10 protein-coding genes and 1 rRNA gene are annotated in these 12,973 nt (G+C 35.7%); 6 read left to right on the top strand and 5 right to left on the bottom strand.

Features of this window, described 5'->3' with window-relative positions:
* Positions 1-21: 21 nt before the first annotated feature.
* Positions 22-137: ribosomal RNA gene (gene rrf, locus OPF91_RS17740) — 5S ribosomal RNA — on the top strand.
* Positions 138-445: 308 nt separating this feature from the next.
* Here rrf and dgoD read toward each other — a convergent pair.
* The 5 genes from dgoD to OPF91_RS17765 are packed head-to-tail and all read right to left on the bottom strand — an operon-like array spanning position 446 to position 4,889.
* Positions 446-1,594 (bottom strand): galactonate dehydratase, encoded by a 1,149-nt coding sequence (gene dgoD / locus OPF91_RS17745; RefSeq protein WP_264990270.1) that lies wholly within the window; start codon positions 1,592-1,594, stop codon positions 446-448.
* Entirely contained in the window at positions 1,591-2,490 is a 900-nt protein-coding gene (locus OPF91_RS17750; protein ID WP_264990271.1) for an SMP-30/gluconolactonase/LRE family protein, read from the bottom strand. Before OPF91_RS17750 ends, dgoD begins: the two co-directional genes overlap by 4 nt.
* Positions 2,483-3,127, bottom strand: a complete 645-nt coding sequence (locus OPF91_RS17755; RefSeq protein WP_264990272.1) for a bifunctional 4-hydroxy-2-oxoglutarate aldolase/2-dehydro-3-deoxy-phosphogluconate aldolase — start codon at positions 3,125-3,127, stop codon at positions 2,483-2,485. The genes OPF91_RS17750 and OPF91_RS17755 overlap by 8 nt, the downstream gene beginning before the upstream one ends.
* Before the next feature lie 13 nt (positions 3,128-3,140).
* A complete protein-coding gene (locus OPF91_RS17760; RefSeq protein WP_264990273.1) occupies positions 3,141-4,094 on the bottom strand; it encodes a sugar kinase in 954 nt (317 codons plus the stop codon).
* 12 nt (positions 4,095-4,106) lie between these two features.
* Positions 4,107-4,889, bottom strand: coding sequence for an SDR family NAD(P)-dependent oxidoreductase (locus OPF91_RS17765; protein ID WP_264990274.1), 783 nt, complete (start codon positions 4,887-4,889; stop codon positions 4,107-4,109).
* Positions 4,890-5,068: 179 nt separating this feature from the next.
* Here OPF91_RS17765 and OPF91_RS17770 point away from each other — a divergent pair, with 179 nt between their 5' ends.
* From OPF91_RS17770 to OPF91_RS17790, 5 genes are all read left to right on the top strand, one after another.
* Complete coding sequence (locus OPF91_RS17770) at positions 5,069-6,256, top strand: ROK family transcriptional regulator (protein WP_264990275.1); 1,188 nt, start codon at positions 5,069-5,071, stop codon at positions 6,254-6,256.
* A 516-nt stretch (positions 6,257-6,772) separates the two neighbouring features.
* Complete coding sequence (locus OPF91_RS17775; protein WP_264990276.1) at positions 6,773-8,011, top strand: ABC transporter substrate-binding protein; 1,239 nt, start codon at positions 6,773-6,775, stop codon at positions 8,009-8,011.
* A gap of 91 nt (positions 8,012-8,102) precedes the next feature.
* The gene (locus OPF91_RS17780; protein WP_264990277.1) at positions 8,103-9,035 is read left to right on the top strand and encodes a carbohydrate ABC transporter permease; all 933 of its coding nucleotides are present in this window, start codon (positions 8,103-8,105) and stop codon (positions 9,033-9,035) included.
* Positions 9,032-9,853, top strand: a complete 822-nt coding sequence (locus OPF91_RS17785) for a carbohydrate ABC transporter permease (RefSeq protein ID WP_264990278.1) — start codon at positions 9,032-9,034, stop codon at positions 9,851-9,853. Before OPF91_RS17780 ends, OPF91_RS17785 begins: the two co-directional genes overlap by 4 nt.
* A gap of 29 nt (positions 9,854-9,882) precedes the next feature.
* Positions 9,883-12,942, top strand: a complete 3,060-nt coding sequence (locus OPF91_RS17790; RefSeq protein WP_264990279.1) for a glycoside hydrolase family 2 TIM barrel-domain containing protein — start codon at positions 9,883-9,885, stop codon at positions 12,940-12,942.
* Positions 12,943-12,973: the final 31 nt, after the last annotated feature.

Raw genomic sequence — 12,973 nt, forward strand, 5'->3', positions numbered from 1 at the left:
GCCAGCACATCCATGTGCAAGTGAAGTGATGATGGCAAAGAGGTCACACCCGTTCCCATCCCGAACACGGAAGTTAAGCTCTTTAGCGCCGATGGTAGTTGGGGGATTCCCCCTGTGAGAGTAGGACGTCGCTTCGCAATTAACCAGTCAACTGATTACTAGTTGGCTGGTTTTTTTATATTTTAAAATGTATAAAAGAATTACTATATTAACGTAGCAACAACGTATGATTATATTAGCCACATGGATAGTATTTGAGGATATGTTATGTGAAACAGCTCCCAATATCTAATTACAAAAAAAGATAGAGGAACTGAAATTGTCAAACATACAAGCATAGATTTCAGTTCCCCTACATTTAGGAGGAATTATTCTATTTTATTAGGATGCTATATCTAATTCCCAAGAAAAGCTTCATAGTTACATATCCATTAATACAAGTGTTCTACCACTCCGCTATCGACCCATCTTTATGGCGCCAAACGGGATTTTTCCATTGATGACCTACATTACTCATTTCCCTTACATAGTCTTCATTGACCTCAATACCTAGACCAGGAAGAGTTGGTATATGGATAAAACCATTATCATAATGGAAAGACCCATCACTTTTCACATAATCTAAAACATCATTACCTTGGTTGTAATGGATACCTAGACTTTGTTCTTGGATAAAGGCATTATAGCTTGTGGCATCTACTTGTAGACAAGCAGCCAGAGCGATTGGTCCTAATGGGCAATGCGGTGCAAGTGCAACATCATAGGCCTCAGCCATAGAAGCAATTTTTTTCACTTCTGTAATACCACCAGCGTGTGATAAATCAGGTTGGATAATATCCACATAGCCATCCGCTAATGTTTGTTTAAAATCCCATCTGGAGAACATTCTTTCGCCAACTGCAATTGGAATAGCACTAATTTGTGAAAGTACTTTTAATGCATCATTTTGTTCAGGAAGAATAGGTTCTTCAATAAATAGCGGTCTGAATGGCTCTAATTCTTTAATTAACACCTTTGCCATTGGTTTATGAACTCGCCCATGAAAATCGATGCCAATATCAATTTTATCTCCAAAATGGTCCCTTAAAGAACCGATACGGGTAATGATTTCATCTACTTTTTTATAGGAATCAATGATTTGTAGCTCTTCAGAAGCATTCATTTTAACTGTATCAAACCCAATATCGACAACCTTTTGTGTGGATTGAATTAAATCATCTGGTCGATCTCCGCCTACCCAAGAATAGGTTCTGATTTTGGTACGACATGCGCCACCCATTAATTCATAAATTGGAGCATTATAATATTTCCCTTTTATATCCCAAAGCGCTTGGTCAATACCTGCAATAGCACTCATTAAAATAGGGCCACCACGATAAAAACCACTACGATACATCATATTCCAATGATCTTCGATATGAAGTGGATTTTTGCCGATTAAAGTCTCCATCAATTCTACAACTGCGGCATGAACTGTGTCCGCTTTTCCCTCAATAATAGGCTCACCCCAGCCAACAATCCCTTCAGAGGTAGTTATTTTTAAGAAAAGCCAACGTGGTGGCACTTTAAAAAGTTCATATGAGATTATTTTCATTTGAATTTCTCCTTTATACTAATTTCGTATGGAAAAGGTAAAGTTCCTCTAAGGTTTGTTGCATATTCAAAAATACTACCCGATAAAGGAAATTGTTCTAATTGTTCTTGTGTTAGACCGTCACGTGCGGTTGTAATGTAAAGTGTCTTTAGTTCACTACCGCCAAAAGTTACAGATGTTACATGTGGTGCAGGTACTTGAATCTCAGCTATAATTTCAGTTGTTTTAGGATTAAAATGAATTACTTTATGGCCACCCCACATGGCGATAAAGAGTTGGTCATTTTCATCAATTGTTATACCATCAGGTGTACCGTTTGCTTCATCAAATTGGTATAACAATGTTTTATCACTTATCGTTCCAACTATAGGATCAAATGTAAACTTAAATAATGATTGAATGCCACTATCAACTAAATACATTGTTTTATAATCCAAGCTCCAAGCAATACCGTTGGAAATAGTTAATTCGCCAAGTTGTTGTGTCACTTCATTTTTCATATCTAATGTATATAAATGTCCATTTGGTCCTGAAGGGGAAAACTCCATTGTACCAGCCCAGAAGCGACCATTTGGGTCAGTTTTGCCATCATTAAATCTCATATGTGATGCATCATGCAGTGGATTGGTAATTATCTCGTAATCTTCTGTTATATAGTTATATAAAATAAAACCACAGTGCGTTGCTAACATTAAGACATTTTCTTTATTTGTAAAGGAGAATGCTCCAATATGCCAAGGTGTCTCTATGGCAATATTAACTTTTGAATGCAAATCATATCTGTTTAATGTTTTACTTAAAATATCTGTCCAAAATAGCTGATTAGATGGTTGATGAAAAAGAGGCCCTTCTGCTAGTGTAGCTTCAATTTGTAAAGATAATTTAGCATTATTCATATGCCACCTCGTTGCATAACGCTACTAATTTTTTAGCGGTAGCCGTTATTTCTTGTAGTTGTTCTGTAGAGCAGTTAACACAATTTGTTTTAAGCCCGCTACTAATACCGAAGCCAGCACTACCCGTTTTTAAATAGTCAGCCATGTTGTCTTCTGTAATACCACCAGTTGGTAATAGTGGAATATGAGGTAATGGTGCTTGAATATCTTTAATATAACTTGCTCCCAAAGTATTTATGGGAAATACTTTGACAATATCTGCACCGAGATTGTATGCATGAACGATTTCAGTAGGTGTTAATGCACCTGGAATGGCTACCATATTGAGACGTTTTGCTTCTTTAATGACCTCTTCTTGAATATTGGGAGAAAGAATAAAGCTCGCTCCTGCTTCATAATATTGGACGATTCGCTCTTGATTAAGTACTGTGCCAACCCCAATCACAATAGCATTCTCGTACTTGGCTTTAATCGTTGCAATTAATGAGATAATATCCTCTGTATCTGCTGTAATTTCAATTGTAGAAACGCCACCTTGATAAAGGGCATCAACCATTAATAGAGCGTCCTCTTTTTTGGGGCGCCTTAAAATCGCAATAATTTTATTATCTATAATATGTTGGAGACAATGCTTCATGATTTATTCCTCCTTAGCGTAGTACATTGTCTGACTTTTCTTGTTGAACAAAATGAGCTAATTCCTGTTTATCTGGTAAGTTTGTAATATCACCAATCGCAGTAACTGCGAATGCACCCATTGCATTTGCACGTATCACAATATCTTGCAGTAGTAATTGGTCCAAAAAACCTGAAATGGTGCCAGCCGCAAATGCATCACCAGCGCCGACAGAATCCACTGCCTTTACGGAAAAGCGTGGGACACGACCTTGTTCATTCGCAGTAAAATAAAATGTATCACTGTCACTACTTTTAATAATGACCGTCTGAATTCCCATGCTTAATGCCATTTTTGCCTGTTCCTCGATATCCTCTACACCCAGAATGGATGTTGCCTCAGCCTGATTAGGAATCCAAATATCGGTATGTTGAAGTATTTGTTGTAAGCGCTCTATATATTTTGGTGTATGGATAAAATAGTTGCGAATATTAGGGTCAAATACGATTTTGACACCATGCCGCTTGCCAATTTCAATTGCTGCCATTATTGTATTAAAGGCCGTCTCACTAATCCCTGCTGTAATCCCTGTTACATGTAAAAATTTAGCCGAAGCAAAAATCCTTTCATCTAGCATATCTGGATGCATCATTGTTGCTGCGGAGAATTGGCGATAATATTGAATACGAACGTCATCGGCATGTCGAATTTCCTTAAAAATTAACCCCGTGGCATGGCTTTGACTTCGCTGTACTTGTGAGGTATCAACACCCTCGCCTCTAATAAATGACAATAAAGCACTTCCAAGTTCATCGTTCCCTACTTTACTAATCCAACCTACTGAATGCCCAAGCCTTGTTAAGCCAATTGCTACATTCGATTCAGCTCCAGCAAAGCTTCTGTTAAATTGATGTGCATAGCGCATAGCTCCATTCATCGTAGGGGTAAATACCACCATTGATTCGCCAATTGTTAATACATCTAACATTTAGTATGCCTCCTATGCATATTTTGAATGGTAAAGACGTGTGCTCAAACCGCCATCTAACGTAATACTCGAACCTGTCATTTGATTGGCAAGACCAGAAGCTAGGAAAATACAAATATTAGCTACTTCTTGAGGATCACCCATTCGATTTGTTGCATGTAAACTATCTACTTCTTGCTGAATGAAATCTTGATCTTCAAACTGACTTCGCCAATTTCGATAATGATATGTGTCCATAAAGCCTGGACAAACAGCATTTACACGGATACCTTGATGACCTAAGCTGAGTGCTAAACCTTTTGTAAAGCCAATTACACCTGATTTTGCTGCAGCATACATTTCAGAATCTGTTAATGTAGCGTGCACGTGGTTAGAGGCGATATTAATAATAGAGCCAGCGTTATTTTTAATCATCTCAATGGCAGCATATTTGCTTGCTAAAAAGACGCTTTTTAAATCGGTGTTCATGACCAAATCCCAATCTTCAACAGAACATTCAAGGATAGGTTTGAAAATTGTAATACCTGCATTGTTTACTAAAGTATCAATTTTTCCATATAGTTGAACTGTTTGAGTAATCATATCCTTAATACTTTGTTCAGAACTTACATCTGTTTCAATGAAATGAGCTGTACCACCATTTTGAATGATTTCATCACAAACTTCTTGACCACATATCGAATCAATTTCAGCTACAATCACAAAGGATCCTCGCTTCCCAAATTCCAAAGCAATGGCCTTTCCAATTCCTTTTCCAGCACCTGTTACGATTACAACTTTTTTAGAAACGTCCATATTATCACCCATTTTAATTTTATTTAAAGATACTTAATTAAATTAATTATTAAACTTATCGAGTAACAGGATTATACATTAGAATAATTCATAATTCAATAATAAATAAGAAAAGTGTAAATTTATCTTGTATAATAATAAATAAACAGATATGTAATTTAAGAAATGCGGTGAAATGTTTGAGACAAGGCACTTTTCAATGGATGAAATCCGTAAATAGAATGATTGTATTGAATATGATTAGAAAGAAGTCCCCAATATCGAGAGCTCAAATTGCTCAAGAGACACAATTAACTCCTCCTACAGTAAGTAGTATTGTCAAAGAATTAATAGAATCGGAACTTGTAAAAGAAACGCAATTAGGGGAGTCCCAAGGTGGGAGAAAACCCACACTTTTAACAATTAATCATTTACGATTTTATGTTATTGGTGTAGATGCGGGCCCTAGCCATATTAAAACGATGATTTCAGATTTACAAGGCAATATTATAAATAAAAGACAGAGTAAGTCTATAATATCAATGAATGAAGAGGAATTTCTAGGAGCATTGAAAGAGGAAATAAGGGAGATTATTCATGAAGCATCTATCGGGATAGAATTTATCGGTATTGGTGTTGCGATGCATGGTGCTGTTGACGTAGAAACTGGTATTGGACTTTTTGCACCAAATTTAGGTTGGCGCAATATCCCCATTAAAGATAGTCTTGAATTAGAATTTGGTATTTCTGTAAAAGTGGAAAATGATGCAAGAGCAATGGCTATGGGGGAATATTGGTTTGGTGAGTACGATGATACAGAGAGTTTGGTAACGTTAAATATTGGTCGTGGTGTAGGAGCAGGAATTATTATTAATGGCCAATTATTTTATGGAGCGCAAAGTGTAGCTGGGGAAATTGGTCATATGACAATTGATTTGAATGGTGAGTTATGTGAATGTGGTAATAGGGGCTGTTTACAAACTTTAACGACTGGAGATGCCATTGCAAAAAGAGCTAAAGAAGCGATGTCTGCTAAAATGCTTAATGAGTTGAAAGGTGATTTGTCTGGTGCAAAGGTATATGAATTAGCTAAAGAGGGAAATGAAGTGGCAATTCAAGTGCTATGGGAAACTGGGAAAATAATTGGTATTGGTATCATTAACCTAGTGCATTTACTCAATCCTGATAAAATAATAATAGGTGGCGGTGTTTCGAAAGCTAGTGAATTTATCATGCCTGGTATTAAGGCAACGATTCAAGAGCGGGGTTTGACACAGCAAGTAAAAGATACAGAGGTTATTGAATCAAAGCTAGGTTCTTACAGTACTATTAAAGGGGCAGTTGCTGTTGTATTATTCCATTTATTTCATCCTATTGAGATAACGTAAAAGTCGAGAGGCAATCTCGGCTTTTTTTGATGTTCAAATAAATGATAAAAGTTTTTGTCTGAAAATGTATCTTAAGTACTTGTCATAACGTTAGTAGAAGGCGAATGTAGCATTGCTTTTTTTGTAAAGTTTAAATTTGAATTGACATATCAAAATTTGAATGATAAGATTCGCTTAATTAATTTAATTAACAAACTATTGAAAACATTATCGAGTGAAAGAGGTATAACATTTGAGGAGGTGTTTATAAAATTATGTGATTACTAATTTTTAGTAAAATAATTATAGATCATTTTGTATTAAGCAATGGGATTTAAAGTAATGCTACTATATTCGTAATTTAGCTATGGTTATAATAGGTTCCTGTATTTAAAAAATAAAGATGTGTCAGTAAACAATACGTATATTGTATAGCAGTGGGAAATAAAACATTTAGTAAAATTTAAATTTAAAACGTTTACATTTAGTAAAACCGAGAATATAATGAAGGTGTTATTTAATAAGGGAGGCATATTTATGAAGCTAGTAAAATTTAAATCTATGTTCTTTTTATTCATTGCAACATTATTACTTTTAGCGGGGTGTAGTTCATCGTCTGGTAAAGATAGCGATACTTCAACAGACGGTAAAGTAAAACTTCGATTTGCCACTTGGGATGTTGGGGATGATGTTGACTTACAGCAAAAAATGATTGATAAATTCAATGAGGCTCATGAAAATATTGAAGTTGTTTTAGAAGCTTACGGAAGTGACTATGACACAAAAATTACAGCTGGTATGGGCGCGAAAGATGCTCCAGATATTATGTATATGTGGAATTATCCACAATATAAAGATGCTTTAGAGCCACTGGATTCTTATATTGAAAAAGAAGGTGCTGATTATAAAGATAATTTCTATGAAGCTCTTTGGAACTATAACTCAGCGGATGGTAAAATCCTTGGATTACCAGTTGGATACACTACACATGTTGTTTATTACAACAAGGCATTATTTGACCAAGCAGGTGTTGAATATCCGAAAGCAGGTTGGACTTGGGAAGATCTTCAGGATGCGGCTAGAAAGCTAACAAATAAAGAAACAAAGGTATCTGGATTTGCTTTCTCAGGAAAGCCAGATCCATATGATTTTGAAATGTTCTTATGGGGCAATAACGCATCTTATGTTGATAAAGATGGTAACTTAAAAGGAAATCTCGATTCAAAGGAATCAGTGGAAGTGTTTGAAATGTTCCAAAACATGGAGAAGGAAGGCATTGCTATTACAACTGAAGGCTCTGGTTCAACAGAAATGAAATCGGGTAAAGTTGCAATGTTTGTATATGGGGCATGGGGTCTTACTCCTTTAAAAGAAGCTGGAATTGATTATGGTGTTGTTGAATTACCAAGTTTCAAAAATGGAAAAAGTGTAAGTATCTTGAGTTCTTCAGGTGTTTCAATTTCTGAAAATTCGAAACATAAAGAAGAAGCATTTGAATTCATTAAATTTTGGTCTAATGAAGAAGCGAACAAAGAAAGAATTGGATTTGAGCTACCTGTTCTGAAATCTGTTGTAGAAAGTGAGCAGCTTGAGCAGGATGAAATTAAGAGTGTATTCTATTCAATGCTAGAAAAGAGTGAGGGGTACACACCAGCATCATTTATCGTCAAAGACTGGAGTCGAGTATCTGACAATCTCAACTATGTATTTGAATCAATTTTCAATCCTAGCACATTAATGGATCCAAAAGAAGCATTAAAGAATGCTGCTGAGTAAAATTTTCAGTTCAACATGTGGTAAAACACTTTATATCAGTTGTTAGAAAGTGTTTTACCTTATTTTATATTCTGATTTAAGGGGTCATCTTATGTTAAGTAAATCGAGAAAGGCAAATGGCTACCAGCTTGTAAATAAGAAAGTACCTTATTTATTTATTTTACCTTGGATTATTGGATTTTTAGTATTTACCTTAGGACCACTTATTTTTTCATTAATTATGAGCTTTTTTGATTGGCCGATTACAAGTTCACCAACTTTTGTAGGAATAGAAAACTATAAAACGATGTTCACAAACGATCCGCAATTTTACAAATCATTAGAAATTACCTTGAAATTTGCAGCTGTTTTTGTTCCTTTAAATTTAGTAATTGCCTTAATTTTAGCGCTTCTTATTACGCAACCATTAAAAGGGATTAAAATGTTCCGTACAATTTTTTATTTACCAGCTGTTGTTTCAGGGGTTGCGATTTCAATTATTTGGGGCTGGATTTTCAACTCTGAATACGGAATTTTAAATTATATCCTATCATTAATAGGTATTGAGGGTCCACAATGGCTTGTAGATCCGAAGTGGGCAATCCTCACAATCGTTATTGCGAGTGCATGGGGCGTAGGGACGATGATGCTTATTTTTTATACAGATATAAAAGGAATTCCACAAGAATTATATGAGGCAGCTGCAATTGATGGTGCAGGTCTATTCCGTCAATTTTTCAGCATTACTATTCCATGTATCACACCAACTATTCTATTCAACGTTATTACATCTGTTATCGCTGCATTACAGCAATTGGCATTAGTCTTACTGTTGACAGGTGGAGGACCGTTAAAGTCAACGTACTTCTACGGATTATATGTATACAATAATGCCTTCAAACATCATGAGTTAGGATACGCAAGTGCAAATGCATGGTTGATGTTTATCGTAATTTTAATTTTAACAATGGTAATCTTTAAATCATCATCTACATGGGTATTCTATGAAAATGAAGTAAAAAGGAAAGGGAAGAAGAAAAAATGAAGATACCAAAAAAATATAAAATCATACTATATGGCCTTCTTGGGTTATTTTCACTTTATTTCTTGCTACCTTTTGTGTGGGTAATCCTAGCAGCATTGAAAACCGAAGCGGAGGTATTTAGCTTCCCTCCAAAGATTTTCCCAGATGTTCCTCAATGGAAAAACTTCGTTGATGCATGGAACAGTCAACCATTCGGAACCTATTTAAAAAATTCAGTGATTGTAACGGTAATGACTACTTTAGGTCAGTTAATTTCATGTTCATTAGTAGCATATGGATTTGCAAGATATGATTTTAAATATAAAAATATTCTATTTGTTATCTTACTAGCAACAATGATGATTCCTTGGGATGTAACAATGATTCCATTATATATGGAATTTAATATGTTGGGATGGATCAATACATTAAAACCATTAGTTGTCCCAGCGTTTTTTGGATCAGCTTATTATATTTTCTTATTAAGACAGTTTCTGATGAGTGTACCAAAGGATCTTGAAAATGCAGCGAGAATTGATGGAGCAAATGAATTTCAGATTTTCTTTAAAATATTTCTACCAATTATGAAAGCGCCACTTATCCTAATTGCAGTATTAAATATTTTATCAGTTTGGAATGACTACCTGGGTCCATTAATTTACCTTCAGGATCAATCAAAATATACGTTAGCACTGGGACTTGCCGCATTTAAAGGAATTCATGACCTTCAAATTTTACCGATTATGTCTATTACGTTAGTCATGATTATTCCACCAGTTGTCATATTCCTATTTGCGCAAAAATATATCGTGGAAGGAATTAGCGGTTCAATTAAGTAATTCACCATAGATATTCGGAGGAAAATAACATGCAACGAGAAATGAAAAGATGGGAAAATATCCATCTTACAGGTATTAACAGAATGCCTGCACATACTGATTTTTACAGATATAATACATTAGAAAAAGCCCGCTCTTTTAATCGAGAAAACAGTACTGGGTATACATTGCTTGATGGAGTGTGGAAGTTTTTATTTATAGATGCACCAGAGCTTTCACCAAAAGGGTTTGAAAGAGAGGATTTCGTGATTGAGGGGTTGGATGATATCGAGGTACCATCTACCTGGCAAATGAAGGGGTACGGAAACATGCATTATACAGATGTTTTGTATCCATTTGCTATCAATCCACCATTTGTTCCTGTGGAAAACCCAACTGGAATTTATTTTAGAGAATTACTGATTGACGATATTTCCAGTACAGAAGCGCTTATTTTAAAATTCAATGGTGTTGACTCTGCATTTGATTTGTATGTGAATGGTCAGCATATTGGCTATAGCAAGGTTTCTAGATTACCTTCTGAATTTGATATTACGGAGTACGTGAAAAAAGGAAGCAACCGTCTAACCGTAAGAGTCTATCAGTTTTCTGATGGAACATACTTAGAAGATCAGGATATGTGGTGGTTATCGGGTATATTCAGAAGTGTGGAGCTCTTTAAAATCAACAAAGATACTTTGCAGGATATTTATGTGGAAACCCACTCTGATAAAAATTATCAGCACTTCACTTTGAAAATGGATGGAGTATTTTTAACAGACCGAGTAAAAGGTTTAACAGCTACTCTGTATTACCAAGACGAAAAAATCGATCAGTTTGAGGTTGAAGTTGTTGATGGTAAATTCCAGACAGGGAGACTAATAGAAAATCCACTTTTATGGAATGCTGAAGTGCCAAATCTTTATAATCTTGTATTGGAATATAGCTTACCTAGCGATGAAAAAGAGATTGTACCACTACGCATTGGCTTCCGCACAATTGAGGTTGTTGAAAACGAAATTCGTGTTAATGGCAAACGTGTTTTTTTCAATGGAGTTAACCGTCATGATGCAAATCCGAAAACTGGTAGAACAGTAAGTTACGAGGATATGCTTCAAGATGTTAAAATGATGAAGCAACACAATATTAATGCAGTTCGTACAGCACACTATCCAAATAATGACGTATTTTATGATTTATGTGACGAGTACGGGCTTTATGTAATTGATGAGGCAGATCTTGAATGCCATGGCTTCGAAAACACGGGCAACTACAATTGGATTTCTGATAATGAGCTATGGGAAAAACAATACGTGGACCGAGCCGTGAGAATGGTGAAAAGAGATCGCAATCATCCAAGTATCATTATGTGGTCATTAGGAAATGAATCTGGCGCTGGGCGCAACTTTACCGCAATGTACAACGAAATCAAAGCAATGGATTCAACTAGATTGGTACATTATGAGGGTGATAGGGTTGCGGCATATAGTGACGTATATACAACTATGTATACTCGTTTAAAGCCACTTGAAGAAATCGGTAAGGATGCTGAAGGGAAGAAGCCACATATTTTATGCGAATATGGCCACGCTATGGGGAATGGTCCTGGTGGTTTAACTGAATACCAACAGGTAATGCGAAAGTACCCACGTCTTCAAGGAGGATTCATTTGGGAGTGGTGCGACCATGGTATTGAAGCGACCAATGAAAATGGCGAAATATATTATCTATATGGTGGGGACTATGGTGATTTCCCAACAAACGGCAACTTTTGTATTGACGGTTTAGTATTCCCGGATAAAACGCCTTCACCAGGGCTTATAGAATACAAAAAGGTAATTGAACCAATCGTAACAAAAGAAGTGGATGTAACAGAAGGAAAAATCCTTGTTCAGAATCTGTATGATTTTAGAAATTTGAGTGGGATAATTCTTCACATTAAGGTTAAATCATTCAGTACACTTATCGAAGAAAAAGAAATGAAGCTACCGAGTATCCCCGCACAAAAAGCAGTAGAAATTACATTGCCTATAGATATAGCAAAGGCTTGCCAACATGATGAAGTTCGCATCTATTTAAGCTATCGTGAAGCTAGTGATACCCTTTATGCTAAAAAAGGTCACGAGATTACAAGGGAAAGTTTTTTACTTGCACAAACAAAAGTTGAAAAGACAGTTAAAACAATTACTTCAGTTGGCTCAAATTTTGAGATTGAAGAAGAAGCGGCTCAGCTTATAGTGAAAAACAATCTATTTAAGGCTGTTTTCTCTAATATATATGGAACTTTAATATGCTTTGCGTCAGAAGGCGAGGAAATTATTCATAAAGGTCCAGAAGTAACGCTTTGGAGAGCAATTATTGATAATGATATGTACAAAAAAGACGCTTGGGTGAACGATTATTTCCTGAGAAATACAAAAGAGCAGCTAGGCGAAGTATCTTATGAAGTCAAAGAAGACTATATAGATATAGTGATTACGAAGTTTTTGTCAGCAGTCAATCAAGCATGGGGCTTTAGCTTAACTTACAACTATCGTATTACCAAAAATGGAGCTTTAAACATTGACCTACGCGGAGAAAAAGTTTTACGAGGGAAACAAATTCCAGAAATGCTTCCACGTATAGGGATTACAATGCATCTTAATCAAGGCTATCAAGATGTCACTTGGTATGGTCGTGGAGATGCTGAATCTTATCAGGATACAAAGAGAAGTCAACCTATTGGACTTTATAAAAAGACTGTGGAAGAAATGCATACAGATTATGTGTATCCACAAGAAAATGGTTCAAGATGTGATACTTCATTCCTTGCCATTTCAAAGGGTGACCATGCGTATCTTATTAATTTCAAAGAAGAGCATGATTTCACAATCCACGATTATGAAACAAGTGCACTGGAAGCGGCAACACACCGTGGTATGATTAAAAAATCGCCATTTAATGTGTTGACAATTGATTACAAACAAAGTGGTGTTGGTAGTAATAGCTGTGGCGAGGAGCAGCTTCCTCCATATCGAACAGTAATTGAGGACTTCCATCTTCAATTTGAAATAAGGAAGATTCATCAAGATACATTAATAGAAGAAAGTAAAATTTTCATAGCACGTTAATACATCAAGGCATATTTGAGCAATAAGCAGG

The organism is Lysinibacillus piscis (genome assembly GCF_026012395.1).
In the GTDB taxonomy this organism is placed as follows: domain Bacteria; phylum Bacillota; class Bacilli; order Bacillales_A; family Planococcaceae; genus Lysinibacillus; species Lysinibacillus piscis.